The organism is Pseudomonas sp. GM49 (assembly GCF_000282355.1).
In the GTDB taxonomy this organism is placed as follows: domain Bacteria; phylum Pseudomonadota; class Gammaproteobacteria; order Pseudomonadales; family Pseudomonadaceae; genus Aquipseudomonas.
Genome location: NZ_AKJL01000087.1, coordinates 1 through 25,899, shown reverse-complemented (window position 1 = coordinate 25,899; position 25,899 = coordinate 1). Strand labels below are relative to the sequence as shown.

The window sequence follows — 25,899 nt, the reverse complement described above, 5'->3', positions numbered from 1 at the left end:
ATGCATCCCCGCGTCCTTGAGGTCACTGAACGGCTTATCGCCCGCAGCCGCGCCACGCGTGAGGCCTACCTTGCATTGATCCGCGGTGCGGCCAGCGACGGCCCGATGCGCGGCAAGCTGCAATGCGCCAACTTCGCCCATGGCGTGGCCGGTTGCGGCAGCGATGACAAGCACAGCCTGCGGATGATGAACTCCGCGAACATCGCGATAGTTTCGTCATATAACGACATGCTCTCGGCGCACCAGCCGTACGAAGTCTTCCCCGAACTGATCAAGAAAGCCCTGCGCGAGATCGGCTCCGTCGGCCAGTTCGCCGGTGGCACGCCAGCCATGTGCGATGGCGTGACCCAGGGCGAGCCAGGCATGGAACTGAGCCTGCCGAGCCGCGAAGTGATCGCGTTGTCCACCGCCGTGGCGCTGTCCCACAACATGTTCGATGGCGCGCTGCTGCTCGGCATCTGCGACAAGATCGTGCCGGGCCTGATGATGGGCGCGCTGCGTTTCGGCCATCTGCCGATGATCTTCGTGCCGGGCGGGCCGATGGTGTCGGGCATTTCCAACAAGCAGAAAGCCGACGTGCGCCAGAAGTACGCCGAAGGCAAGGCGACCCGCGAAGAGCTGCTGGAATCGGAAATGAAGTCCTACCACAGCCCTGGCACCTGCACTTTCTACGGCACGGCCAACACCAACCAGTTGCTGATGGAAGTCATGGGCCTGCACCTGCCGGGCGCGTCCTTCGTCAACCCGAACACGCCGTTGCGCGATGCCCTGACCCGCGAAGCGGCGCATCAGGTCACGCGCCTGACCAAGCAGAACGGTGACTTCATGCCGATCGGCGAAATCGTCGACGAGCGTTCGCTGGTCAACTCGATTGTCGCGTTGCACGCCACGGGCGGCTCGACCAACCACACCCTGCACATGCCGGCCATCGCCATGGCGGCGGGCATTCAATTGACCTGGCAGGACATGGCCGACCTCTCCGAGGTGGTGCCGACCCTGAGCCACGTCTACCCGAACGGCAAGGCCGACATCAACCACTTCCAGGCCGCGGGTGGCATGTCGTTCCTGATCCGTGAACTGCTGGAAGCCGGGTTGCTCCACGAAAACGTCAACACCGTGATGGGCCATGGCCTGAGCCGCTACACCCAGGAGCCGTTCCTCGACAATGGCCAGCTGGTGTGGCGCGAAGGCGTGACCGACAGCCTCGATGAAAGCATCCTGCGTCCGGTCGCTCGTGCATTCTCGCCGGAAGGTGGTCTGCGGGTGATGGAAGGCAACCTTGGTCGCGGTGTGATGAAAGTCTCCGCAGTAGCCGTGGAGAACCAGATTGTCGAAGCGCCGGCCATGGTGTTCCAGGATCAGCAGGACCTGGCCGATGCGTTCAAGGCCGGTTTGCTGGAGAAGGATTTTGTCGCGGTGATGCGCTTCCAGGGTCCGCGCTCCAATGGCATGCCGGAGCTGCACAAGATGACGCCGTTCCTCGGCGTGCTGCAGGATCGCGGCTTCAAAGTCGCACTGGTGACCGACGGGCGCATGTCCGGCGCATCAGGGAAAATCCCGGCGGCCATTCATGTCAGCCCCGAGGCCTATGTAGGCGGCGCTTTGGCGCGGGTGCAAGAGGGCGATATCATCCGCGTCGATGGCGTCAAAGGCACCCTGGAACTTAAGGTGGACGCCGAAGAATTCGCAGCGCGCACGCCGGCCAAGGGCCTGTTGGGCAACAACATCGGCACCGGTCGCGAGCTGTTCGGTTTCATGCGCATGGCCTTCAGCTCGGCGGAGCAGGGCGCCAGCGCCTTTACTTCTGCCCTGGAGACGCTTAATTGAAACTGGCTTTGGTCGGTGACATCGGTGGGACCAACGCACGTTTCGCGTTGTGGAAAAACCAGCAACTGGAATCGGTCCAGGTGCTGGCAACGGCAGATTTCCCGAGCCCGGAGGAGGCGATCAGCCTCTACCTCAATGGCCTGGGGCTGGCGCCGGGTTCGATCGGATCGGTGTGCCTGTCGGTGGCCGGTCCCGTGAGCGGCGATGAATTCAAGTTCACCAACAATCACTGGCGCTTGAGCCGCAAGGGTTTTTGCCAGACCTTGCAGGTCGATCAACTGCTGTTGGTCAACGACTTCTCGGCCATGGCCCTGGGCATGACCCGTTTGCAGCCCGGCGAATTTCGCGTGGTCTGCGAAGGCACGCCGGAGCCGTTGCGTCCGGCGGTGGTGATTGGCCCGGGCACGGGCCTGGGCGTCGGCACCCTGCTCGATCTGGGCGAGGGCCGATTCGCTGCGTTGCCAGGGGAGGGCGGTCACGTCGACCTGCCACTGAGCAGCCCGCGTGAAACCCAACTGTGGCAGCACATTTTCAACGAGATTGGCCATGTCAGCGCAGAAACGGCACTGAGCGGCGGCGGCTTGCCGCGCGTCTACCGGGCGATCTGCGCGGTGGACGGACACACGCCTGTGCTCGAAACACCGGAAGCGATCACCGCTGCCGGACTGGCGGGTGACCCGATTGCCGTGGAAGTGCTTGAACAGTTCTGCTGCTGGCTCGGTCGCGTGGCGGGCAACAACGTACTGACCACCGGTGCGCGTGGTGGCGTGTACATCGTTGGCGGGGTGATCCCGCGGTTTGCCGATTTCTTCCTTGAAAGCGGTTTCGCCCGGTGCTTCGCCGACAAGGGTTGCATGAGCGATTACTTCAAGGGGATTCCAGTGTGGCTGGTGACGGCGCCGTATTCCGGACTTGTTGGCGCGGGAGTAGCGCTCGAACAGGCTTGAGATCGAGTCGCCTTCATCGCGGGCAAGCCCGCTCCCACAGGATCACCGGCATTTTCAGAATGTGTACATAACCTTGTGGGAGCGGGCTTGCCCGCGATGAGGCCAGAACAGGCAACAATTTTTCAAGGTTCATCAGGCATAATCCGCCCAATTCAAACAACAAGGATGCCTTCGAAGTGAGCTCAGTCAACAAGTCGATTTTGTTGGTCGATGACGATCAAGAGATACGCGAGTTGCTGGACACCTACCTGACCCGTGCCGGTTTCCAGGTGCGTACCACGCCCGACGGTGCCGGTTTTCGCCAGGCGTTGAATGAGGCGCCGAGCGATCTGGTGATCCTTGATGTGATGCTGCCCGACGAGGACGGTTTCAGCCTGTGCCGCTGGATTCGCCAGCATCCACGCCAGGCGCAGGTGCCGATCATCATGCTCACCGCCAGTTCAGACGAAGCCGACCGCGTCATCGGCCTGGAACTGGGCGCCGACGATTATCTGGGCAAGCCATTCAGCCCACGGGAATTGCAGGCGCGGATCAAGGCGTTGCTGCGCCGCGCGCAGTTCGGCCAGGAACGTAACGGTGGTGAGGTGCTGGCCTTCGATGACTGGCGTCTGGATATGGTCAGCCATCGGTTGTTTCACATCGACGGCGAAGAGGTGATTCTCTCGGGCGCCGACTTCGCACTGCTGAAACTGTTCCTCGATCACCCGCAGGAAATCCTCGACCGCGACACCATCGGCAACGCCACCCGTGGCCGCGATTTGATGCCCCTCGATCGCATCGTCGACATGGCGGTCAGCCGATTGCGCCAGCGCCTGCGCGACACTGAAAAACCGCCACGGCTGATCCGCACCGTGCGTGGCAGCGGCTACCAACTGGCGGCCAATGTGGTTGCCAGCAATGGCCACTGAGATTTTCCGCAAACTCGCCGGCAAAATACCGATGCCGCGTTCGCTGCTCGGGCGGATGTTGCTGTTGACCTTGCTGGCGGTATTGTTCGCCCAGACGCTGTCGAGCGTGATCTGGGTTTCGCAATTGCGCGCCACGCAGCTCGAGGGCCTGGTCACCAGCGCCCGCAGCCTGGCCCATTCGATGACGGCCAGTGTCAGTTACTTCCGTTCGTTGCCGGTGGCGTTTCGACCGTTGGTGCTCGATCAGTTGCGCAGCATGGGCGGCACCCGGTTCGTGGTGACGCTCAACGATAAACCTCTGGGCATGGAAGTACTGCCCATCACCCCGCGCAAAGCGGCGGTACTCAAAGCGGTGGACGAAGTGCTGCGCCAGTCCCTCGGCCAGGACGCGGACATCTCGGTAACCTTCGTCAGCCCGGAAGACCTGCGCATCTTCAATGGCGGCCTGAAGCTCGATGAGTTGCCTCGCTCCTGGGCGCACTACGCGCTGACCCTGGAACCGGTGAACCCGCCGGTGCTGGTCACGCAGATCCAGATGGCGCCAGGCGAATGGCTGTACATCGCCTCGCTGTTGCCCGAGCCCTATACCAGTCTTGAAGAGCAGGGCCTGCCGGCGCAGCAGGTGTGGTTCATCCTCCTGACCAGCGGCTTTTTGCTGTTGTTCATCGGCCTGCTGGTGCACTGGCAGAGTCGTCCGCTCAAGCGCCTGGCGCGGGCGGCCCGGGATCTGTCGTTGGGAGCCGACGTGGAACCGGTGGCCGAAGGCGGGGGCAGTGAAGTGGTCGAGGTTGGGCGCGCGTTCAACACCATGCGCGAGCGCATCAGCCGTTACCTGACGGAGCGCAGTCAGTTGTTCAGCGCCATTTCCCACGACCTGCGCACACCGATCACCCGCTTGCGCCTGCGGGTCGAATTGCTCGAGGACGAAACGCTGCAAACCAAATTCGGGCGCGATCTGGACGAGCTCGAATTACTGGTCAAAGGCGCGCTGCAATGCGTGAAAGACACCGACATCCACGAGAACATCGAGTTGGTGGACCTCAACCATGTGCTCGACTGTTTGGTGGAGCCCTATCTCGGGCCGAACGGCAACGGCCGCGTGACCCAGCAGGGGCGGGCGCTGGCGGCGTACCCGGGCAAACCGCTGGCGCTCAAGCGCTGTATCGGCAACCTGATCGACAATGCATTGAAGTACGGGCAGAACGCGCACCTGCACATCGATGACGATGACAGCGCGTTCATCCTGCATGTCGATGATGAAGGGCCAGGTGTGCCGGAGCAGCGGCTGGAGCAGGTGTTCGAGCCTCACTTTCGTCTGGCCGGGCAGCAGCAGGGGTATGGATTGGGGCTGGGGATTGCCCGCAACATTGCCCATAGTCATGGTGGTGAGGTCAGCTTGCAGAACCTGCGTGAGGGCGGGTTGCGGGTGACCCTGCAGTTGCCTCGCTCGATGGATTGACACCACCCTGTGGCGAGGGGGCTTGCCCCCGTTCGGCTGCGCAGCAGTCGTAAAATCAGCAACCTCATATCACAGATAATTAGAGGGTGGTCGTTTTGGGAGCGCTTCGCACTCCAACGGGGGCAAGCCCCCTCGCCACAAGTATTTCACTCAATGTTGGTGTCCATTGTCACAGCCTGGTGACATAACCCACCCCCTTCGTTACAAGCCCGCCGTCGTCCGTTGTTTAGACTGCCCCTCAGTCATAACAACAAAAAAGGTACGCCATGGACACCCTCCAACCAGCCTTCAGCAGTTGGCTGAACGCACCTGCCCATCAGCAATGGCTCGCCGCCGAAGGCCTGCGCTTGTTGAATTTTGCCAAGGCTTCAAAACTCCCTGAAGGCTTCGGCAACCTCGATGAAAAAGGTCGCCTCCCAGCTGATGCGCAAGCCCAGACCATGAACACCGCGCGTATGACCCACAGCTTCGCCATGGCGCATATTCAGGGCTTGCCGGGTTTCGCCGAGCTGGTCGATCACGGTGTTGCGGCCCTGCGCGGGCCGTTGCGCGATACGGTTCACGGCGGCTGGTTCGCCACTGCCGAACATCGCGACGGCAACACCGGCAAGAACGCCTATCTGCATGCCTTCGTCGCGCTGGCCGCCAGTTCTGCGGTGGTCGCACAGCGTCCCGGTGCTCAAGCCCTGCTCGATGATGCGATCGACATCATCGACACCTGTTTCTGGAGCGAAGAAGAAGGTGCGATGCGCGAGTCTTTCAACCGCGACTTCAGTTGCGAAGAAGCCTATCGCGGCGCCAACAGCAACATGCACGCTACCGAAGCCTTCCTCGCCCTGGCCGATGTCACCGATGACAACCGCTGGTTGTGCCGCGCCCAGCGCATCGTGGAACGTGTGATCCATGGCCACGCCGCCGCCAACGACTACCTGGTGATCGAGCATTTCGACCGCGACTGGCAGCCACTGCAGGACTACAACCGCGACAATCCGGCCGACGGCTTTCGCCCCTACGGCACCACCCCGGGCCACGGTTTCGAGTGGGCGCGACTGTTGCTGCACCTCGAAGCTGCGCGGGTGAAAGCCGGGATGCTCACGCCGGGCTGGCTGGTCACCGACGCGCAAAAACTGTTCGAGCACAATTGCCTCCACGGCTGGGACATCGATGGCGCGCCGGGCATTGTCTACACCCTCGATTGGGACAACAAAGCGGTGGTCCGCCACCGCCTGCACTGGACCCATTGCGAGGCCAGCGCCGCCGCCAGTGCCTTGCTCAAGCGCACTGCAGAGGCGCAGTACGAACACTGGTACCGACTATTCTGGGAGTTCTGTGACCGTCATTTCATCGATCGCGAAGGCGGCAGCTGGCATCACGAACTCGACCCGCTGAACCGCCCGAGTGCCGATATCTGGCCCGGCAAGCCTGACCTTTATCACGCCTGGCAAGCCGTGCTGATTCCGCGCCTGCCCCTGGCGCCGAGCATGGCCAGTGCGCTGGCACAGCTGTCCCAGAGCGGTTCTATGTAACCATGCGGTGACATATGCGCGTCCCTTCGTTACCTGCCGGGGGATGGCGCCTGTTTAAAATCCTATGCAGCGCAAGCAACAGACTTGCATGCATAACAACAAGAAAGGTGCTCCTAGATGAATGCGATTTCTCGCCTCGCTACTGTCATTTCTCTCGCTTCCCTGTCTGCACTCCCTCTCAGTGTCCTTGCCGCCGAATCCAAAGGTTCCGTTGAAGTCGTTCACTGGTGGACTTCCGGTGGTGAAAAAGCAGCGGTCGATGTCCTGAAGGCACAAGTCGAAAAAGACGGCTTCACCTGGAAGGATGGCGCGGTCGCCGGTGGTGGCGGTTCCACGGCCATGACCGTACTCAAGAGTCGCGCCGTAGCCGGCAACCCGCCGGGCGTTGCACAGATCAAGGGGCCGGACATCCAGGAGTGGGGCAGCACTGGCCTGCTCAGCACCGACGCGCTGAAAGACGTTTCCAAGGCGGAAAACTGGGATGGCCTGCTGTCGAAAAAAGTTTCCGACACGGTGAAGTACGAAGGTGACTATGTCGCCGTGCCGGTGAACATCCACCGCGTCAACTGGCTGTGGATCAACCCGGAGGTGTTCAAGAAAGCCGGGATCGAAAAGGCCCCGACCACCCTCGAAGAATTCTATGCCGCTGGCGACAAGCTCAAAGCCGCAGGCTTCATCGCGCTCGCCCACGGTGGCCAGCCTTGGCAGGACAGCACCGTGTTTGAAGACGTGGTGCTCTCGGTAATGGGTGCTGACGGTTACAAGAAAGCCCTGGTCGACCTGGACCAGAAAACCCTGTCCGGCCCGGAGATGACCAAGTCGTTCGCCGAGCTGAAAAAGATCACCGGCTACATGGACCCGAACCGCGCCGGTCGTGACTGGAACATCGCCGCCGCCGACGTCATCAATGGCAAGGCCGGCATGCAGATGATGGGCGACTGGGCGAAAAGCGAGTGGACTGCGGCGAAGAAAGTCGCGGGCAAGGACTACCAGTGCGTAGCGTTCCCGGGCACCGAAAAAGCCTTCACCTACAACATCGACTCCCTGGCGGTGTTCAAGCTCAAGGCTGATCGCAAGGGTGACATCGCCGCGCAACAAGACCTGGCCAAGGTCGCGTTGGGTACCGACTTCCAGAAAGTCTTCAGCATGAACAAGGGTTCGATCCCGGTGCGCAACGACATGCTGAACGAAATGGACAAGCTCGGCTTCGACGAGTGTGCCCAGAAGTCGGCGAAGGACTTCATCGCGGACGACAAGACCGGCGACCTGCAACCGAGCATGGCGCACAACATGGCCACCTCCCTGGCCGTGCAGGGCGCGATCTTCGACGTGGTCACCAACTTCATGAACGACAAGGACGCAGACCCGGCCAAGGCCAGCGCCCAACTGGCTTCGGCTGTCAAAGCGGCCCAGTAACTCGTAATCGCCGCAGGTGATCCTGCGGCAAACCCCAGAGAGAGCTCCGCCCCATTGTAGGAGCGAGCTTGCTCGCGATGGACTACCAAACACCGCGATCATCCAGACAGACCCCGGTGTTCTTGATTCCATCGCGAGCAAGCTCGCTCCTACAGGGGGGAACTCTGTCCGGATTTCACTTCTCCACCTGGATTATCCCGATGAGCTCTGTGGCGGTTTTCAGCAAAGCCTCACCGTTCGATGCCCTGCAACGCTGGCTACCCAAGTTGGTACTCGCGCCGAGCATGCTGATCGTGTTGGTAGGTTTCTACGGTTACATCATCTGGACGTTCATTCTGTCCTTCACCAATTCCAGCTTCATGCCGAGCTACAAGTGGGTTGGCCTGCAGCAATACATGCGCCTGATGGACAACGACCGCTGGTGGGTCGCGAGCAAGAACCTCGCGGTGTTCGGCGGCATGTTCATTGGCATCAGCCTGGTGCTGGGTGTGTTCCTCGCCGTGCTGCTGGACCAGCGCATTCGCAAGGAAGGCTTCATCCGCACCGTTTACCTGTACCCGATGGCGCTGTCGATGATCGTCACCGGTACCGCGTGGAAATGGCTGCTCAACCCCGGCCTTGGCCTGGACAAGATGCTGCGTGACTGGGGCTGGGAAGGCTTCCGTCTCGACTGGCTGGTGGATCAGGATCGCGTCGTCTACTGCCTGGTGATCGCCGCCGTGTGGCAAGCCTCCGGGTTTGTCATGGCGATGTTCCTCGCCGGCCTGCGCGGTGTCGATCAATCGATCATCCGTGCCGCGCAAGTCGATGGTGCGAGCCTGCCGACCATCTACCTGAAGATCGTCCTGCCGAGCCTGCGCCCGGTGTTCTTCAGTGCGTTCATGATCCTGGCGCACATCGCGATCAAGAGCTTCGACCTGGTCGCGGCGATGACCGCGGGCGGTCCGGGTTACTCCTCCGACCTGCCGGCGATGTTCATGTATTCCTTCACCTTCAGCCGTGGCCAGATGGGCATCGGTTCGGCCAGCGCCATGCTGATGCTCGGTGCCGTGCTGACCATCCTCGTGCCGTACCTGTACTCCGAGCTGCGAGGCAAACGCCATGACTAATCAACTCGGCAAGCCAGCCTTGAGCTTCAGCCGCATTGCGATCTACGCAACCCTGTTGCTGGCGGCTGCGGTGTACCTGATCCCGCTGGTGGTGATGCTGCTGACCAGTTTCAAATCCCCGGAAGACATCCGCACCGGCAACCTGTTGAGCTGGCCGACCGTGATCGACGGCATCGGCTGGATCAAGGCCTGGGACGTGGTCGGCGGCTACTTCTGGAACTCGGTGAAGATCACCGTGCCGGCGGTTTTGATTTCTACCTTCATCGGCGCGATGAACGGCTACGTGTTGTCGATGTGGCGCTTCCGTGGCTCGCAACTGTTCTTCGGCCTGCTGTTGTTCGGTTGCTTCCTGCCATTCCAGACCGTGCTGTTGCCGGCCTCGTTCACCCTCGGCAAGTTCGGCCTGGCCAACACCACCACCGGCCTTGTGCTGGTGCACGTGGTCTACGGCCTGGCGTTCACCACGCTGTTCTTCCGCAACTACTACGTGAGCATTCCGGATGCGCTGGTCAAGGCCGCAAGGCTCGATGGCGCGGGCTTCTTCACGATCTTCCTGAAGATCCTGCTGCCGATGTCGATCCCCATCGTGATGGTCTGCCTGATCTGGCAGTTCACCCAGATCTGGAATGACTTCCTGTTCGGCGTGGTGTTCGCCAGTGGCGACGCCCAGCCAATTACCGTGGCCCTGAACAACCTGGTCAACACCAGCACCGGGGCCAAGGAATACAACGTTGATATGGCCGCCGCGATGATCGCCGGGCTGCCGACACTGCTGGTCTACATATTCGCTGGCAAGTATTTCCTGCGTGGGCTGACGTCCGGCGCGGTCAAGGGGTAGAAAAATGGCAACTCTCGAATTACGCAACGTCAACAAGACCTACGGCCCCGGCCTGCCGGACACCCTGAAAAACATCGAACTGAAAATCGATGACGGTGAGTTCCTGATCCTGGTCGGCCCGTCGGGCTGCGGCAAGTCGACCTTGATGAACTGCATCGCCGGCCTGGAAACCATCAGCGGCGGCGCGATCCTGGTGGACGACGCCGACATCAGCGGCATGAGCCCCAAGGATCGCGACATCGCCATGGTGTTCCAGTCCTACGCGCTGTACCCGACCATGAGCGTGCGCGACAACATCGCCTTCGGCCTGAAGATTCGCAAAATGCCGACGGCCGAAATCGACGAAGAAGTCGCTCGGGTTTCCAAGCTGTTGCAGATCGAGCACCTGCTCAGTCGCAAGCCTGGCCAGCTCTCCGGTGGCCAGCAGCAACGTGTGGCGATGGGCCGTGCATTGGCGCGGCGGCCGAAGATTTATCTGTTCGACGAACCACTGTCCAACCTCGACGCCAAGCTGCGGGTCGAGATGCGCACCGAAATGAAACTGATGCACCAGCGCCTGAAAACCACCACGGTCTACGTGACCCACGACCAGATCGAAGCCATGACCCTGGGCGACAAGGTGGCGGTGATGAAGGACGGGATCATCCAGCAGTTCGGCACGCCGAAAGACATCTACAACAACCCGGCCAACCTGTTCGTGGCGAGCTTCATCGGCTCGCCGCCAATGAACTTCATCCCGCTGCGCCTGCAGCGCAAGGACGGTCGTCTGCTGGCGCTGCTCGACAGCGGCCAGGCTCGTTGCGAATTGCCGCTGGGTATGCAGGACGCCGGTCTTGAAGATCGTGAAGTGATCCTCGGCATGCGCCCTGAACAGATCATTCTGGCCAACGGCGATGCGAATGGCTTGCCGACCATTCGTGCCGAAGTCCAGGTCACCGAACCGACCGGTCCCGACACTCTGGTATTCGTCAACCTCAACGACACCAAGGTCTGCTGCCGCCTGGCACCGGACGTGGCGCCGGCGGTGGGCGAGACCCTGACCCTGCAATTCGATCCGGCGAAAGTTCTGCTGTTCGATGCCAAGAGCGGGGAGCGGCTGGGGGTTGCCGGTGTGCCAAAAGCGGAGACTCACGCTGCCAACGTAGCGCAATTCAAAAGCCGCTGAAGAACAAGACTGTAGGAGCAGCCGGTCGACGCTCGATTGCTCGCGATGGACGTTAACGATGACGTGCACCGACTGGGTGAACGCGGTGCAATTGAGACCATCGCGAGCAAGCTCGCTCCTACAGGGGGGGATATGCGTCGGGTGGAGACATCCGTCGCAACCGTTGTAACCGCGTTAAAAAAAGAAAAGTTAATAACAATAAAACGAGGATGTAGGGATGAAGATGAAGAACAAGGCCCGGTTGATCTGCCAAGTGTCAGCAGCGGCAGCACTGGTTCTGGCCGGCAATGCGATGGCCGATGAAGCGTTCAGCTCCGACTCCAAGTGGATGACGGGCGACTGGGGTGGCGAGCGTACCAAGCTGATCGAGCAAGGCATCGACATCAAGATGGACTACGTCGGTGAAGTCGGCGGCAATCTGCATGGCGGTTTCAACGATGACAAGACCGCGCGCTACGCCGACCAGTTCGGCCTGGGCGCGGCGCTGGACCTGGAAAAACTGTTCGGCTGGGATAACACCCAGGCCAAGATCCAGCTCACCAACCGTAACGGCGAGAACATCTCCAACGATCGTATCGGCGACCCGCGTGCCGGCACCCTGAGTTCCTCCCAGGAAGTCTTCGGTCGTGGCCATATGGTGCGTCTGACCCAGTTGTGGATTCAGCACCAGTTCTTCGACAACAAACTGGACGTCAAGGCCGGTTACTTCGGCGAAGGTGAAGACTTCAACACCTTCCCGTGCGAATTCCAGAACCTGGCGTTCTGCGGATCCCAGGTGGGTAACTGGGCCACCAACGTCTGGTTCAACTGGCCGGTCAGCCAGGCGGCGATCCGCGTGAAGTACAACATCAACGACGAGCTCTACGCCCAGATTGGCGCGTACAACCAGAACCCGTCGCAACTGGAGCACGGAAACGGCTTCAAGCTCAGCGGCAGCGGTACAGCTGGCACCGTTTTGCCGGTCGAGCTGGTCTGGTCGCCGAAGGTCAACAGCCTGCCGGGTGAATACCGTGTCGGTTACTACAAAAGCACAGCCCCTGCTGATGACGTTCTCAAGGACGACAACGGTCAGGACGCAGCGACCACCGGCAACGCATTCCGCGTCCACGATAGCAAGCACGGCTACTGGTTCGTCGCGCAGCAGCAACTCACCAGTCACAACGGTGACGCTTCTCGCGGTCTGAACATCGCCGCCAACGCCACCTTCCATGACAAGGACACTAACGTCGTCGACAACTACCAGTCGCTGATGTTCGTGTACAAGGGCCCGTTCGACGCGCGTCCGAAGGATGACATGGGTATCGGTTTCGCCCGTATCCATGTCAACGATGACGTGAAGAAAAACGCCGAGCTGACTAACGCAGCCAACGGTGTTTCGGACTACAATAATCCGCTGTTCTCGCCCATTCGTGAAACCGAATACAACTACGAGCTCAACTACGGTTTCCACGTAACCAACTGGCTGACCGTGCGTCCCAACCTGCAATACATCACGCACCCGGGGGGTGTGGATCAAGTCGACAACGCGCTGGTGGCTGGCCTGAAAATTCAGTCGGTGTTCTGACGCGTCTGCGATAAGCTTCTCTCCATGTGCGCATATTTGCGGACAGCCATGGCTGTCCGCTTTTTTTTGCGGGCCGCGCACCCCGGTGACAGATGATTTTCAGGATCGTGGCACATGCTTGAGCATCCGCTACAACGCTTCTTCAAATCCTTGCGCGAGCGTTCCGTGTTCGCGTGGGAGCGCTATCAGATGCGCGACGTGCTGGTGATCGATCATCCGCTGTGTCAGGCGGTGTTCAGTCGTCAGGGGGCGCAGTTGTTGCACTTCCAGCCCAAGGGACAAAAGCCCTGGCTGTGGTGCGCGGCGAAGTGGCCGCAGGTCGGTGCCATTCGCGGTGGCGTGCCGGTGTGTTGGCCGTGGTATGGCCGGCATCCGAGCGAAAACGCCTGGCCGTCCCATGGCTGGGCCCGATTGCTCGACTGGAAACTGCTCGACAGCAACAGTGGCGACGATGGCGTGCGTTTGCACTGGCAACTGAAGTTGTGCGACTGGCAGGTAGACCTGCACGCGCACCTGGGTGAGCGCATGGAGTTGCGCCTGAGCACCGAGCATCAGGATGACATGCCGTGCCAGTTGAGCCAGGCTTTGCATGCGTACTGGCGTATTGGCGATGTCAGCGAGGTAGCGCTGTCTGGGCTCGAAGGTGCGCAGGGTTACGACCAGTTGAACCGACAGGTTTGTCAGCAGGAAGGCGAATTACGCGTGGACGGCGGTTGTCAGCGGGTGTTCCAGCACGACGGTGAATTACAACTCAATGACCATGCCTGGCAGCGGGCGCTGCGCATCGATACGGGTGAAACGGCCGACACGGTGGTGTGGCATCCCGGCTCGCGGCCATTGCTTGGCGTGACTTGGAACGAGATATCCGAATTCGTTTGCGTAGAGGCAGCAAGCGGCGGCACCGACAGCCTGTGCCTGAAACCGGGGGAGCGGGCGCATTTGAGTTTGCAGGCGCGGGTGGGGGTTTAGCTCAGCATCTGTGGTGCTCCGTATACCGCCATCGCGAGCAAGCTCGCTCCCACATTTGGAATGCATTCCCCTGTGGGAGCGAGCTTGCTCGCGATGAGGCCATTCAGGGCGATGGAGATGCTGGATTAATTAAACTCATCCCCAACGGGATACCGGCTTGCATTCAAGCTCTCCTTGATCTTGCGCAAATGCGGCTGGAAATCCACGCCCCGGCGCAACGTCATGCCGGTGGCGAGCACGTCCAGCACGGTCAACTGAATGATCCGCGAAGTCATCGGCATGTAGATGTCGGTGTCCTCCGGCAGCGGGATGTTCAGGCTCAGGGTGCTGGCCTTGGCCAATGGCGAGTTCTCGGCGGTCAGGCCAAGGACCGAGGCGCCGTTTTCCCGGGCGATGCGCGCCACTTCCACCAGTTCGCGGGTGCGGCCGGTGTAGGAAATGATCACGAACAATTCGCCGGTATGCGCCACCGAGGCAATCATGCGCTGCATCAGCACGTCCGCGTGGGCGGTGACGGCGAGGTTAAAGCGGAAGAACTTGTGCTGCGCATCCAGTGCCACCGGGGCCGAGGCGCCGAGGCCGAAGAAGTGGATCTGCCGCGCCTGGATCAACAGGTCGACAGCGCGGCTGATCAGGTTCGGGTCCAGGGCCTGGCAGGCGCTGTCCAGCGAGGCGATGGCGCTGCCGAAGATCTTCTGGGTATAGGCTTCAGGGTTGTCGTCGGCTTCCACCGCGCGGCTGACATACGCGGCGCCACTGGCCAGGCTTTGCGCCAATTGCAGTTTGAGCTCGGGGTAACCGCTGACGCCGAACGAACGGCAGAAACGGTTGACCGTCGGTTCACTGACCGAAGCAGCCTGAGCGAGGGCGGCGATACTGAACCGGGTAGCCTGCTGCGGGTTGAGCAGGATCACCTCGGCGACTTTGCGCTCGGCCTTGTTCAGCTCTTCAAGGCGATTCTGGATTTGTTCCAGTAAATTTCGCACGCGGTCCATATGGGATTCCTTGATTCACCGGCGCCGATAAGCGCGCGGCTAATGCAAAAAGGGCCTTTGGTGAGGCCCGTAACGGTGGCCTATCCTACTGATGGCTCCGACCGACCACCACTCGGAATCTGTATTTTGCGAAAATGTTGTGGTTATTACTACATTTTCCCTTGAGTGATGCCTTGAAAAAAGGTATTTGTAGCTTAACTTGATAAAAGAACAAACATCATGCTCTCGATTACGGTTGAACCGTGCACCTTTGCCTTGTTCGGCGCCCTTGGCGATCTGGCCTTGCGCAAGCTGTTTCCTGCCCTCTATCAACTTGACGGTGCCGGCCTGCTGCACGAGGACACGCGCATCATCGCGCTGGCCCGTGAGGCTGGCAGCGAGCAGGAACACCTGGCGTTCATCGCCGCCGAGCTGCGCCGCTATGTCGGTGCCAAAGAGCTGGACGAAGCCGTGGTCGAGCGTTTTCTGGCGCGCCTGAGTTACCTGCACGTCGATTTCCTCAAGTCCGAAGATTATGTGGCCCTGGCCGAAGTTGCCGGTGCCACGCAACGTGTCATTGCCTACTTCGCCACGCCGGCAGCCGTCTACGGCGCGATTTGCGAGAACCTGGCCAAGGTCGGTCTGGCGCAAAACACCCGTGTGGTGCTGGAAAAGCCCATCGGCTCGGACCTGGAATCCTCGCGCAAGGTCAACGACGCCGTGGCGCAATTCTTCCCGGAGAACCGCACCTACCGCATCGACCATTATCTGGGCAAGGAAACCGTCCAGAACCTGATCGCCCTGCGTTTCGCCAACAGCCTGTTCGAAACCCAGTGGAACCAGAATTACATTTCCCACGTGGAAATCACCGTGGCCGAGAAGGTTGGCATCGAAGGCCGTTGGGGCTACTTCGACAAGGCCGGCCAGCTGCGGGACATGATTCAGAATCACCTGTTGCAACTGCTCTGCCTGATCGCCATGGACCCGCCGGCCGACCTGTCCGCCGACAGCATCCGTGACGAGAAGGTCAAAGTGCTCAAGGCCCTGGCGCCGATCAGCCCGGAAGGCCTGACCACTCAGGTGGTGCGCGGCCAGTACATCGCCGGCTACAGCGAAGGCAAAGCGGTGCCGGGGTACCTGGAAGAACCCAATTCCAACACCCAGAGCGACACCGAAACCTTTGTCGCCCTGCGTGCCGACATCCGCAACTGGCGCTGGGCAGGCGTGCCGTTTTACCTGCGTACCGGCAAGCGCATGCCGCAGAAGCTGTCGCAGATCGTCATCCACTTCAAGGAACCGTCGCACTACATTTTCGCTCCCGAGCAGCGCCTGCAAATCAGCAACAAGCTGATTATCCGCCTGCAACCGGACGAAGGCATTTCCTTGCGTGTCATGACCAAAGACCAAGGCCTGGACAAAGGCATGCAGCTGCGCAGCGGTCCGTTGCAGCTGAATTTTTCCGACACCTGGAGCAGCGCACGGATTCCCGATGCCTACGAACGGTTGTTGCTGGAAGTGATGCGCGGCAATCAGAACCTGTTTGTCCGTAAAGATGAAATCGAAGCCGCGTGGAAGTGGTGTGACCAGTTGATCGCCGGGTGGAAGAAATCCGGTGATGCGCCCAAGCCGTACGCGGCCGGGTCCTGGGGGCCGATGAGCTCCATTGCTCTGATCACGCGGGACGGGAGGTCGTGGTATGGCGATATCTAAACTGAAACTGCCGCAGGGCGTCAGCGCCCATGCGTTCAAGAGCCCGGTGTTGCTGGCCGAAGGTTTGGCACTGAATGTGGCCAAACAATTGAGCGACGCGATCGAAGCCCGGGGCACTGCGACCCTGGTGGTTTCCGGTGGCCGCAGCCCGGTGGCGTTTTTCCAGCACCTGGCCAGGCAGACGCTGGACTGGTCGAATGTGGTGATCAGCCTGGCCGACGAACGCTGGGTGCCGGTCGAACACGCCGACAGCAACGCCGGCCTGATCAAGCGTTATCTGTTGCAAGGTCAGGCGGCCAAGGCGCAATTCCTGAGTCTGTACAGCGCCAGTGCCAACCTTGAACAGGCTGCCGAGCAGGCGGACCGTTTGCTGTCCGAACTGCCGGTGATCGACGTGCTGATCCTCGGCATGGGCGATGACGGCCACACCGCGTCGCTGTTCCCCAACAGTCCGAACCTTGCCGAAGCATTGCAGGCCGACGGTGTCCGTCGTTGCTGGCCGATGCTGGCGCCAACCGTGCCGCATCAGCGCCTGACCATGAGCCGCGCGCTGCTGGCCTCGGCCAAGCACAAAGTTCTGTCGATTTCCGGTCAGTCCAAGTTGACCACCCTGAGTACCGCACTGGCGGGTGACGATGTCGCCGCAATGCCGGTTCGCGCATTCCTGCAACCCACGTTAGAGATTTACTGGTGCCCATGAGCCAAGGAACAGCCGCTATGACAAACCCATCCCCGACCGTTTCCATGGCGGACAAAGTTGCCCTGATCGACAGCCTCTGCGCGAAAGCGCGGATTCTGCCGGTGATCACCATCGCCCGCGAGCAGGACATTCTGCCGCTGGCTGACGCTCTCGCGGCCGGTGGCCTGACGGCCCTGGAAGTGACCCTGCGTTCGCAATTCGGCCTCAAGGCGATCCAGATTCTGCGCGAGCAGCGCCCGGAGCTGGTGACCGGTGCTGGCACTGTGCTCGATCGCCACATGCTGGCTGCGGCGGAGGCGGCGGGCTCGCAATTCATCGTTACGCCGGGCATCACCCGTGACCTGCTCGAAGCCAGTGTCGCCAGCCCGATTCCACTGTTGCCGGGTATCAGCAATGCCTCGGGCATCATGGAAGGCTACGGTCTGGGTTACCGCCGCTTCAAGCTGTTCCCGGCGGAAGTCAGCGGCGGCGTCGCGGCCATCAAGGCCCTGGGCGGCCCGTTCGGCGAAGTGAAATTCTGCCCGACCGGCGGCGTGGGACCTGCCAACATCAAGAGCTACATGGCATTGAAAAACGTCATGTGCGTGGGCGGTAGCTGGATGCTTGATCCGGAGTGGATCAAGAACGGCGACTGGGCCCGCATTCAGGAGTGCACCGCCGAGGCTTTGGCGCTGCTGGACTGATCGCTTCACCCGACACCTCGTTGTGTGTTCTACGGCTTTACGGTGCGCTTGGTCGGTGCACCGTTTTTTTTTGCCTGAAGAAAGTTGCCTGGATCGACTCATCCCGCCCCTGTGGGAGCAAGCTCGTTCCCACAGGGGCATCATGCGATACATAGTTACCGCATGCCGAAAGTCGACCGGTGCTAGCCTGCGTTCATCTTATGGAAGAGAGAACGTCATGGAAGACAACACCTTCGCAGTCCCCTCAGCACCGGTTTACCTGCTGGCCCCCGAACAGATTGCCGGCCCGTATTTCCGCAATCCGAAACTGATCCGCAGAAACATCAGCGAAGGTGCCGATGGCATTCCGTTGGTGCTGCGGCTGACCATTGTCGATGCCATGACCGGTGAGCCAGTCCCCGATGCGCTGGTGGATATCTGGCACTGTAATGCGCGGGGGGCCTATTCCGGCTGGAGCAAGATCAACCCGGATGTCGAGGTCGATACCGGTGACATTGGCGCTGTCCCGCGAACCGATGACGATACCTACCTGCGCGGCGGGCAGTTTACCGACAAGTCGGGCATCGTGCGCTTCACCACGATCTATCCGGGCTTTTACGCCGGTCGTGCCCTGCACATTCACGTCGCCGTGCGCATCACGACCGGCAACAACTATTTGCAGGAGCGGCATGTCGCCTGGGTCGGGCAGCTTTACCTGCCTGAGGTGGCCTCGCGTTCGGTGCTCGGCAGCCGACCGTACAGCGGCCGAGCCGTACCGGTACTGAGCAACGATAAGGACTTTTTTTATACAACCATGGGCGGTGACAAATCGACCTTGAGCGTGCACACCCTGGGGCGGGATTCGGCTGAAGACGGATACTTCGGGCAGATGACCATCGGCATCGACACGTTCGCCGTGTCGACACAGATCAAACCCGAAGACTTCGACAAGTACACCGTCTGAGGTCAGCCCAGTTCGGTCAGTGCCCTGGCCAGCACATCCATGTCGGCCGCCGTAGTAGTCAGCCCCGGTGTAATGCGGATGCACGGACCGCACGCCGCGCCACTGCGCGTCACGGTGAACAGGTTGTACTCATTGAGCAGGCGCTCGACCATGACTTGCTGGTCGGCATGCCGGGTAAAGCGCATCGACGTAATGCCGCAATACAGGCGCGGGTCATCCGGGGTCAGGACTTCGATGCCCGGTAACTGCCGCGCCGCACCGACCCAGCGATTGCGCAGGTAATTGAGCCGCGCGCCCTTGGCCGCGGCACCACCCATCGCCCAATGTTCTTCGAGTACCAGCGGCAGGGTCAGCAGTGCCGGGATGTTGGGGGTGCTGTACGAGGTACGGGCGCGAATGTCAGTGGGCGGAAAATGCATCTCGCCCATGTCCGGATCGATGTCGGCCAGGCGTTCGGGGGCGATGTAGATGAAACCGAGCGTCAGCGGTGCGCCGATCCACTTGTGCAGGTTGTAGCCGGCGAAGGCGATACCGAGTTCGGCCAGGTCGAATTCGAGTTGGCCGAGGGCATGGGCCCCGTCGAGGATGACGTCGATGCCATGTTCTTTCGCGGCGGCTGCAATCGCCTGCACCGGCATTACCAGGCCCGTGCGATGGGTGACGTGGGTCAGGGCCATCAACTTCAGCCGTGGGTGCCGCGCGAAGGCTTCTCGATAGGTATTGAGCAGGCTGTCGAAGGTTGCCGGGTGCGCGTGTTCGATCTCGATCACTTCGACACCACGATTGCGTGCCAGCCAACGCATGGCGCCTTTGACCGTGTCGTATTCCAGATCGCAAATCAGTACCTGATCGCCGGGCTGGAGCCGGTTGTAGTTGCGGATCAGCGACTGCAAACCTTCCGACGCGTTTCGGGTCAGGGCGATGCTGTCGGCGGGTACGCCAATCATCCTGGCCAGTTGCGCGCGGATCTTCAGGCTGTCGGCCTGTTCGAAACGCTGACGCACGTACACCGAGTTGCTGCGGTTGATGAGCTCGATGTTGCGCTGGTACTCCTCGACCACCGTGCGCGACATGCGCCCGAAGTAACCGTTCTCCAGGTTGAGCGGGCCGGGTTCGACATCGTAACGGTCGGCAAAGGTTTGCCAGAAGGCTTCATCACGGGCGCGGCGGGTGTTGTCGGGCATGGGGTACTCGGTAGGTGATTCAGTGGCGCGGGGCCGGTTTGCCGTGTTTGGCGCGCAGCGGTTCGAGCAAGTCCGACAAACCGTTGTGATCGATTTCCTGCATCAGGGCCAGCAGGCCACCCAACTCACCATGGGGGAAACCCTCCCGGGCGAACCAGTTAAGGTAAGGGCCGGGCAGGTCGGCAATGATTCGCCCCTTGTACTTGCCGAAGGGCATTTCGCGGGTGATCAGCAGTTCGAGTTTTTCAGGATTCATCGATCGGTCGTCTTGATTCAGTCAGTCTGGAAAATACAGGCCTTCTGCATGGAGGCCAAATGACCGACATAAATAATGCCAGCTAGCCTGGCGTTTTTTATGCGAACAGGAATTGCAAGAGACTGCAGTAGTTGAGGTGCTGCGGGGACAGTGGCGAGGGGGCAAGCCCCCTTGCCACAGAGGGTTAGCCGATGCTGATCGCGGGCAGCGTGGTCAAGGTCACGCTTTGTTGCTTGCGTGGCGCAAGGATTTCCGCTTCGCCATCCACTACCAGTTCATCGCGCTGGTTGAACACGCGGGTGGCAATGCGCACGCGAAACTTCGGCAGTTTTTCCAGGATTTCCAGGCGCACGGTCAGGGTGTCGCCGATCTTCACCGGCTTTTGAAAGCTCATTTGCTGGCCGATGTAGATGGTCCCCGGTCCAGGCAATTCGCAGGCGACCGCCGCGCTGATCAACGCGCCGCTGAACATGCCGTGGGCGATGCGCTCCTTGAACATGGTGCTGGCGGCGTACTCGGCATCCAGGTGCACCGGGTTGTGATCGCCGGACATCGCGGCGAACAACTGGATGTCGCGCTCTTCGACCGTCTTGCTGAAACTGGCGGTCTGGCCGACTTCAAGGGCTTCGTAAGGGGTGTTGGTAACCTGGGTCATCTATCTCAATTCCTGTGACGAATTAAAAAATTCACAAAAAACTATTCGGATCGGTGCGGCCGAGGGGCGCTCAAGGCTTGTGCGATCCAGTTCAGCACATCGGCGATGATTTCATCGCGGTTGCTCTCATTGAACAGTTCGTGCCGCGCCTGCGGGTAAACGGTCAGTTGCAGGTGCTGGCTGCCGGCCGCCCGTAGCGCGCCGGCCAGATCCTTCAGACGTTTGCCTTCGCTCACCGGATCACATTCACCACCAATCACCAGCAGCGGCAGACCCGGATCGATCTGGGCGAGATTGGACGCTTTGCTGATTTGCTGCAAGCCACCGAGCAAATCGATCCACAGTTGATTGGTGCAACGAAAACCGCAGAGCGGGTCGTTAACGTACAGATCGACCTGCGCCGGATCACGGCTGAGCCAGTCGAACGGCGTGCGTGCCGGTTTGAATTTGTTGTTGAACGAGCCGAACGACAGCCATTCGATCAATGCGCTGCGTCCTTTTTGGCCCTGGCGCAGGCGTTCGATACGGGCGATTTGCCGTGCCGCGCGATAAAGCGCCACGGGCTGGAAGTTCGAGCCGCTGAGGATTGCCCCGTGCAGGCTGGCACTGTGGTGCAGCAGATAGGCCTGGGCGATGTAACTGCCCATGCTGTGGCCCAGCAGCACGATCGGTACGCCAGGGTGCTGCTGGCCGATGTGCTGGTTGAGGCAGGCCAGGTCGCTCACGACCTTGCACCAGCCGTCGTCATCGGCGAAATGCCCGAGCGTCCCGTTTTCGGCAGTTTTGCCATGTCCACGCAGGTCCGGCGCACACACGCCATAGCCCTGATCACAGAGTTTTTCCGCAAGGGGGCCATAGCGACCGCTGTGTTCGGCCATGCCGTGGGCCAGCAGAATCATTGCCTTGAGGCTGCCGTCAGGAAGCCACTGGTTGACGAAGAGACGGCTGTGGTCGCTCGTGGTCAGCCAGAAAGTGTCATGGGTCATGGCGGTTCCTTTGCACTGAGTCGTTGCATTGTATAGCGCATCCCGTTGCACGCGTCTGATCAGCCCACAGCAAGGCAGGAAGATTCACACGATCAATGACGGCTTTCGGCATATTTGCCTGAATCGCCATAGCTGCTAGTGTCCGTGAAGCTCCGCTTTTCGCTTTCTGCCTTTGAGGGATCAGAGAGAAATGACAGAAAAGTGGCCCCGGATAGATTCAGGTAAAGAGGACAAGAACAATGCAACCTGATTTCTGGAATGACAAACGCCCGGCCGGCGTACCCCTGGATATCGATCTGGGAACCTACAAGTCGGTGATCGAGGTGTTCGAGCGTTCCTGCAAGAAGTTTGCTGACCGCCCTGCGTTCAGCAACATGGGCATCACCCTGACCTATGCCGAGCTGGAACGCCACAGCGCGGCCTTCGCCGGTTACCTGCAAGCCCACACCGACCTGGTGCCGGGGGACCGCATCGCGGTGCAGATGCCCAACGTCCTGCATTACCCGATTGCCGTGTTCGGCGCCTTGCGCGCCGGGCTGATCGTGGTCAACACCAACCCGCTGTACACCGCGCGGGAGATGCGTCATCAATTCAAGGACTCCGGCGCCCGGGCGCTGGTGTACCTGAACATGTTCGGCCAGAAAGTCCAGGAAGTGCTGCCCGACACCGATATCCAGTACCTGATCGAAGCGAAGATGGGCGACCTGATGCCGGCCGCCAAGGGGTGGCTGGTCAACACTGTGGTGAGCAAGGTCAAGAAGATGGTCCCGGACTATTCCTTGCCCCAGGCTGTTTCCTTCAAGAGCGCGCTGCGCATGGGGCGGGGCCTGGGAATCAAGCCGCTGAACGTCGGCCTCGACGACATCGCCGTGCTGCAATACACCGGCGGCACCACCGGCCTGGCCAAAGGCGCGATGCTGACCCACGGCAACCTGGTGGCGAACATGCAGCAAGCGCGGGCTTGTCTCAGTCAGCATGGACGTGATGGCCAGCCGTTGTTGCGCGAAGGGCAGGAGGTCATGATCGCGCCGCTGCCGCTGTACCACATCTATGCCTTCACCGCGAACTGCATGTGCATGATGGTGACGGGCAACCACAACGTGCTGATCACCAATCCACGGGACATCGGTGGCTTCATCAAGGAACTGAAGAACTGGCGGTTCTCGGCGTTGCTGGGGCTCAACACGCTGTTCGTCGCGCTGATGGATCACCCGGACTTCAAGACCCTGGATTTCTCCAGCCTCAAGCTCACCAACTCAGGCGGCACTGCGCTGGTCAAGGCCACCGCCGAGCGCTGGCAGCAATTGACCGGATGCCGCATCACCGAAGGTTACGGCCTGACCGAAACGTCGCCGGTGGCCTGCACCAACCCGTACGGCGACCAGTCGCGGATCGGCACGGTCGGCCTGCCGGTGCCGGGCACCACGCTGAAAGTCATCAGCGATGACGGTGTCGAACAACCTTTGGGCGAACGCGGCGAGTTGTGCATCAAGGGCCCGCAGATCATGAAGGGCTACTGGCAGAAACCCGATGCCACTGCCGAGGTGCTGGATGCCGAGGGCTGGTTCAAGTCCGGTGACATTGCGGTGATCGACCCGGACGGTTTCGTGCGAATCGTTGACCGCAAGAAGGACATGATCATTGTCTCGGGCTTCAACGTGTACCCGAACGAAATCGAAGACGTGGTGATGGCCCACCCGAAAGTCGCCAACTGTGCGGTCATCGGCGTGCCCGACGAGCGGTCGGGGGAGGCGGTGAAGCTGTTCGTGGTGGCCCGCGAAGCGGGTGTCAGCCTTGAAGAGTTGAAGGCTTACTGCAAGGAGAACTTCACCGCGTACAAAGTACCCAAGCACATTGTGCTGCGTGAGTCGTTGCCGATGACGCCGGTGGGCAAGATCCTGCGGCGGGAGTTGCGTGATATCGCCTGATCGGTGAATGGCCGCGCTTTGCGCGGATCGCGGGCAAGCCACGCTCCCACAGGGTTCGTGTCGTACACAATGGATGTGAACGACGCGAACCCTGTGGGAGCGGGCTTGCCCGCGATGCTTTTCGGCGAACGCTAAAGCCCCGGTTTTCGTGGGCTTCAGGGCTTTATAGGTTTTTTGCTCTAAAATGACCGCTTGTAAGTCTTGAGTCACAAAAGTGACCGTAGAGGCCGCTTTTGGCTCTAGTCGACCCTTGGCAAAGCTGCTACTCTCGGCGCGCTTTGTGACTTCTCGGCCTTCTATCAGCCAGATTCACCAATGGCCAAACACCAATAATAATCGCATCAAATGCGGTGCTGAATTCGCGTTGCTGAGGAGTGGGCTTCCATGATCGAAGACTTTTGGAAGGATAAGTACCCAGCTGGAATTGCTGCCGACATCAATCCAGATGAGTATCCGAATATTCAGGCAGTGTTGAAGCAATCCTGCCAACGCTTCGCCAACAAGCCGGCATTCAGCAACCTGGGCAAGACACTCACCTACGGTGAACTGTACGAATTGTCCGGTGCGTTTGCCGCTTACCTGCAACAGCATACCGACTTGCAGCCCGGCGATCGAATCGCCGTGCAACTGCCCAACGTGTTGCAGTACCCGGTCGCCGTCTTCGGCGCCATCCGCGCCGGGTTGATCGTGGTCAACACCAACCCGCTGTACACCGCACGGGAAATGGAACACCAGTTCAACGACTCCGGTGCCAAGGCCCTGGTCTGCCTGGCCAACATGGCGCACCTGGCGGAAATCGTGGTGCCGAAAACCGGCGTCAAGCACGTGATCGTCACCGAAGTCGCCGACCTGCTGCCGCCGCTCAAGCGCCTGCTGATCAACAGCGTCATCAAGTACGTGAAGAAGATGGTGCCGGCCTATCACTTGCCAAAAGCCATCAAGTTCAACGACGTGCTGAGCAAAGGCCTGGGCCAGCCAGTGGCGGAAGCCAACCCGGCCAGCGGTGATGTCGCAGTGCTGCAATACACCGGTGGCACCACCGGCGTGGCCAAGGGCGCGATGCTGACCCACCGCAACCTGGTGGCGAACATGCTGCAGTGCAAGGCGCTGATGGGTTCCAACCTCAATGAAGGTTGCGAGATCCTGATCACACCGCTGCCGCTGTACCACATCTATGCGTTCACTTTTCACTGCATGGCGATGATGCTGATCGGCAACCACAACATCCTGATCAGTAACCCGCGTGACCTGCCGGCGATGGTCAAGGAACTGTCGAAGTGGAAGTTCAGCGGCTTCGTCGGTTTGAACACACTGTTCGTGGCCCTGTGCAACAACGAAGGCTTCCGCAAGCTGGACTTCTCCGCCCTGAAAGTCACCTTGTCGGGCGGCATGGCCCTGCAACTGGCCGCGGCCGAACGCTGGAAGGCAGTCACCGGTTGCGCCATCTGCGAGGGCTACGGCATGACCGAAACCAGCCCTGTGGCCACGGTCAACCCGATCCAGAACATCCAGGTCGGCACCATCGGCATTCCGGTGCCGTCGACCCTGTGCAAAGTCATCAACGATGCCGGTGTCGAACAACCGATGGGCGAAATCGGCGAACTGTGCGTGAAGGGCCCGCAGGTCATGAAGGGTTACTGGCAGCGCCAGGAAGCCACCGATGAAATCCTCGACAGCGAAGGCTGGCTGAAGACCGGTGACATCGCGCTGATCCAGCCCGATGGCTACATGCGCATTGTCGATCGCAAGAAAGACATGATCCTGGTTTCCGGTTTCAACGTGTACCCGAACGAGCTCGAGGACGTGCTGGCCACCTTGCCGGGCGTGCTGCAATGCGCGGCCATCGGTGTACCGGACGAGAAGTCGGGCGAGGCGATCAAGATTTTCATCGTCGCCAAGCCGGGCGTGACCCTGACCAAGGAACAGGTGATGGAGCACATGCGCGCCAACGTCACCGGCTACAAGGTCCCGCGTTCCGTGGAGTTCCGCGATGCACTGCCGACCACCAACGTCGGCAAGATCCTGCGTCGTGAATTGCGCGATGAAGAGCTGAAGAAGATCAACGCGAAAAAAACCACCGCGTAATCAACAAAAAGCCCCGCTGATGCGGGGCTTTTTGCATCTGTAGGAGCGAGCTTGCTCGCGATGGTCG

At 60.6% G+C, this 25,899-nt stretch carries 22 protein-coding genes; 17 read left to right on the top strand and 5 right to left on the bottom strand.

Features of this window, described 5'->3' with window-relative positions:
• From edd to PMI29_RS20865, 11 genes are all read left to right on the top strand, one after another.
• Nucleotides 1–1,827 (top strand): phosphogluconate dehydratase, encoded by a 1,827-nt coding sequence (gene edd, locus PMI29_RS20815; RefSeq protein WP_007996005.1) that lies wholly within the window; start codon nt 1–3, stop codon nt 1,825–1,827.
• Entirely contained in the window at nt 1,824–2,774 is a 951-nt protein-coding gene (locus tag PMI29_RS20820) for a glucokinase (protein ID WP_007996003.1), read from the top strand. Before edd ends, PMI29_RS20820 begins: the two co-directional genes overlap by 4 nt.
• Nucleotides 2,775–2,950: 176 nt before the next feature.
• Nucleotides 2,951–3,682 (top strand): response regulator, encoded by a 732-nt coding sequence (locus PMI29_RS20825; RefSeq protein ID WP_007996002.1) that lies wholly within the window; start codon nt 2,951–2,953, stop codon nt 3,680–3,682.
• On the top strand, nt 3,672–5,141 hold the full coding sequence (locus PMI29_RS20830) for an ATP-binding protein (RefSeq protein ID WP_007996000.1): 1,470 nt from the start codon (nt 3,672–3,674) through the stop codon (nt 5,139–5,141). The genes PMI29_RS20825 and PMI29_RS20830 overlap by 11 nt, the downstream gene beginning before the upstream one ends.
• A gap of 266 nt (nt 5,142–5,407) precedes the next feature.
• Complete coding sequence (locus PMI29_RS20835; RefSeq protein WP_007995999.1) at nt 5,408–6,667, top strand: D-mannose isomerase; 1,260 nt, start codon at nt 5,408–5,410, stop codon at nt 6,665–6,667.
• A gap of 117 nt (nt 6,668–6,784) precedes the next feature.
• The gene (locus PMI29_RS20840) at nt 6,785–8,083 is read left to right on the top strand and encodes an ABC transporter substrate-binding protein (protein WP_007995998.1); all 1,299 of its coding nucleotides are present in this window, start codon (nt 6,785–6,787) and stop codon (nt 8,081–8,083) included.
• A 200-nt stretch (nt 8,084–8,283) separates the two neighbouring features.
• A complete protein-coding gene (locus PMI29_RS20845) occupies nt 8,284–9,192 on the top strand; it encodes a carbohydrate ABC transporter permease (protein ID WP_007974433.1) in 909 nt (302 codons plus the stop codon).
• Entirely contained in the window at nt 9,185–10,030 is an 846-nt protein-coding gene (locus tag PMI29_RS20850; protein ID WP_007995997.1) for a carbohydrate ABC transporter permease, read from the top strand. Before PMI29_RS20845 ends, PMI29_RS20850 begins: the two co-directional genes overlap by 8 nt.
• A gap of 4 nt (nt 10,031–10,034) precedes the next feature.
• Complete coding sequence (locus tag PMI29_RS20855; protein WP_007995996.1) at nt 10,035–11,195, top strand: ABC transporter ATP-binding protein; 1,161 nt, start codon at nt 10,035–10,037, stop codon at nt 11,193–11,195.
• A 217-nt stretch (nt 11,196–11,412) separates the two neighbouring features.
• Nucleotides 11,413–12,759 (top strand): carbohydrate porin, encoded by a 1,347-nt coding sequence (locus PMI29_RS20860; RefSeq protein ID WP_007995995.1) that lies wholly within the window; start codon nt 11,413–11,415, stop codon nt 12,757–12,759.
• Between the two features lie 114 nt (nt 12,760–12,873).
• Nucleotides 12,874–13,728 (top strand): D-hexose-6-phosphate mutarotase, encoded by an 855-nt coding sequence (locus PMI29_RS20865; protein ID WP_007995994.1) that lies wholly within the window; start codon nt 12,874–12,876, stop codon nt 13,726–13,728.
• A 125-nt stretch (nt 13,729–13,853) separates the two neighbouring features.
• Here PMI29_RS20865 and PMI29_RS20870 read toward each other — a convergent pair whose 3' ends face one another.
• Entirely contained in the window at nt 13,854–14,714 is an 861-nt protein-coding gene (locus tag PMI29_RS20870; protein ID WP_170948639.1) for a MurR/RpiR family transcriptional regulator, read from the bottom strand.
• A gap of 228 nt (nt 14,715–14,942) precedes the next feature.
• On the opposite strand from PMI29_RS20870, the gene zwf reads away from it, so the two are divergent.
• The 4 genes from zwf (at nt 14,943) to PMI29_RS20890 (ending at nt 18,738) form a co-directional block, all read left to right on the top strand.
• Nucleotides 14,943–16,412, top strand: a complete 1,470-nt coding sequence (zwf, locus tag PMI29_RS20875) for a glucose-6-phosphate dehydrogenase (RefSeq protein WP_007995992.1) — start codon at nt 14,943–14,945, stop codon at nt 16,410–16,412.
• Complete coding sequence (gene pgl / locus PMI29_RS20880; protein ID WP_007995991.1) at nt 16,399–17,112, top strand: 6-phosphogluconolactonase; 714 nt, start codon at nt 16,399–16,401, stop codon at nt 17,110–17,112. Before zwf ends, pgl begins: the two co-directional genes overlap by 14 nt.
• A gap of 17 nt (nt 17,113–17,129) precedes the next feature.
• Nucleotides 17,130–17,795, top strand: coding sequence for a bifunctional 4-hydroxy-2-oxoglutarate aldolase/2-dehydro-3-deoxy-phosphogluconate aldolase (locus tag PMI29_RS20885; RefSeq protein ID WP_007995989.1), 666 nt, complete (start codon nt 17,130–17,132; stop codon nt 17,793–17,795).
• A gap of 217 nt (nt 17,796–18,012) precedes the next feature.
• On the top strand, nt 18,013–18,738 hold the full coding sequence (locus tag PMI29_RS20890; protein ID WP_007995986.1) for an intradiol ring-cleavage dioxygenase: 726 nt from the start codon (nt 18,013–18,015) through the stop codon (nt 18,736–18,738).
• 2 nt (nt 18,739–18,740) lie between these two features.
• Here the strand turns inward: PMI29_RS20890 and PMI29_RS20895 are convergent, their stop codons facing one another.
• The 4 genes from PMI29_RS20895 to PMI29_RS20910 form a co-directional block, all read right to left on the bottom strand.
• Nucleotides 18,741–19,922: an aminotransferase class V-fold PLP-dependent enzyme gene (locus tag PMI29_RS20895; protein WP_007995984.1), complete on the bottom strand. Its 1,182-nt coding sequence runs from the start codon at nt 19,920–19,922 to the stop codon at nt 18,741–18,743.
• A gap of 19 nt (nt 19,923–19,941) precedes the next feature.
• The gene (locus tag PMI29_RS20900) at nt 19,942–20,178 is read right to left on the bottom strand and encodes a DUF3820 family protein (RefSeq protein WP_003227425.1); all 237 of its coding nucleotides are present in this window, start codon (nt 20,176–20,178) and stop codon (nt 19,942–19,944) included.
• A 184-nt stretch (nt 20,179–20,362) separates the two neighbouring features.
• Nucleotides 20,363–20,833 (bottom strand): MaoC family dehydratase, encoded by a 471-nt coding sequence (locus PMI29_RS20905; RefSeq protein ID WP_007995982.1) that lies wholly within the window; start codon nt 20,831–20,833, stop codon nt 20,363–20,365.
• A 41-nt stretch (nt 20,834–20,874) separates the two neighbouring features.
• Nucleotides 20,875–21,819 (bottom strand): alpha/beta hydrolase, encoded by a 945-nt coding sequence (locus PMI29_RS20910; RefSeq protein WP_007995981.1) that lies wholly within the window; start codon nt 21,817–21,819, stop codon nt 20,875–20,877.
• 239 nt (nt 21,820–22,058) lie between these two features.
• Here PMI29_RS20910 and fadD2 point away from each other — a divergent pair, with 239 nt between their 5' ends.
• On the top strand, nt 22,059–23,747 hold the full coding sequence (fadD2, locus tag PMI29_RS20915) for a long-chain-fatty-acid--CoA ligase FadD2 (RefSeq protein ID WP_007995979.1): 1,689 nt from the start codon (nt 22,059–22,061) through the stop codon (nt 23,745–23,747).
• A 384-nt stretch (nt 23,748–24,131) separates the two neighbouring features.
• Nucleotides 24,132–25,832 carry a long-chain-fatty-acid--CoA ligase FadD1 gene (gene fadD1 / locus PMI29_RS20920; protein ID WP_007995977.1) on the top strand — a complete coding sequence of 567 codons (1,701 nt, stop codon included), beginning with the start codon at nt 24,132–24,134 and terminating at the stop codon, nt 25,830–25,832.
• The last annotated feature ends 67 nt before the right edge of the window (nt 25,833–25,899 follow it).

Bases quoted from the DNA above. Each gene is read 5' to 3' on its own strand.
- edd (WP_007996005.1), top strand. From the start codon at position 1: ATGCATCCCCGCGTCCTTGAGGTCACTGAACGGCTTATCGCCCGCAGC.
- PMI29_RS20830 (WP_007996000.1), top strand. From the start codon at position 3,672: ATGGCCACTGAGATTTTCCGCAAACTCGCCGGCAAAATACCGATGCCG.
- PMI29_RS20835 (WP_007995999.1), top strand. From the start codon at position 5,408: ATGGACACCCTCCAACCAGCCTTCAGCAGTTGGCTGAACGCACCTGCC.
- PMI29_RS20840 (WP_007995998.1), top strand. From the start codon at position 6,785: ATGAATGCGATTTCTCGCCTCGCTACTGTCATTTCTCTCGCTTCCCTG.
- PMI29_RS20845 (WP_007974433.1), top strand. From the start codon at position 8,284: ATGAGCTCTGTGGCGGTTTTCAGCAAAGCCTCACCGTTCGATGCCCTG.
- PMI29_RS20850 (WP_007995997.1), top strand. From the start codon at position 9,185: ATGACTAATCAACTCGGCAAGCCAGCCTTGAGCTTCAGCCGCATTGCG.
- PMI29_RS20855 (WP_007995996.1), top strand. From the start codon at position 10,035: ATGGCAACTCTCGAATTACGCAACGTCAACAAGACCTACGGCCCCGGC.
- PMI29_RS20860 (WP_007995995.1), top strand. From the start codon at position 11,413: ATGAAGATGAAGAACAAGGCCCGGTTGATCTGCCAAGTGTCAGCAGCG.
- PMI29_RS20865 (WP_007995994.1), top strand. From the start codon at position 12,874: ATGCTTGAGCATCCGCTACAACGCTTCTTCAAATCCTTGCGCGAGCGT.
- zwf (WP_007995992.1), top strand. From the start codon at position 14,943: ATGCTCTCGATTACGGTTGAACCGTGCACCTTTGCCTTGTTCGGCGCC.
- pgl (WP_007995991.1), top strand. From the start codon at position 16,399: ATGGCGATATCTAAACTGAAACTGCCGCAGGGCGTCAGCGCCCATGCG.
- PMI29_RS20885 (WP_007995989.1), top strand. From the start codon at position 17,130: ATGACAAACCCATCCCCGACCGTTTCCATGGCGGACAAAGTTGCCCTG.
- PMI29_RS20890 (WP_007995986.1), top strand. From the start codon at position 18,013: ATGGAAGACAACACCTTCGCAGTCCCCTCAGCACCGGTTTACCTGCTG.
- PMI29_RS20895 (WP_007995984.1), bottom strand. From the start codon at position 19,922: ATGCCCGACAACACCCGCCGCGCCCGTGATGAAGCCTTCTGGCAAACC.
- PMI29_RS20900 (WP_003227425.1), bottom strand. From the start codon at position 20,178: ATGAATCCTGAAAAACTCGAACTGCTGATCACCCGCGAAATGCCCTTC.
- PMI29_RS20905 (WP_007995982.1), bottom strand. From the start codon at position 20,833: ATGACCCAGGTTACCAACACCCCTTACGAAGCCCTTGAAGTCGGCCAG.
- PMI29_RS20910 (WP_007995981.1), bottom strand. From the start codon at position 21,819: ATGACCCATGACACTTTCTGGCTGACCACGAGCGACCACAGCCGTCTC.
- fadD2 (WP_007995979.1), top strand. From the start codon at position 22,059: ATGCAACCTGATTTCTGGAATGACAAACGCCCGGCCGGCGTACCCCTG.
- fadD1 (WP_007995977.1), top strand. From the start codon at position 24,132: ATGATCGAAGACTTTTGGAAGGATAAGTACCCAGCTGGAATTGCTGCC.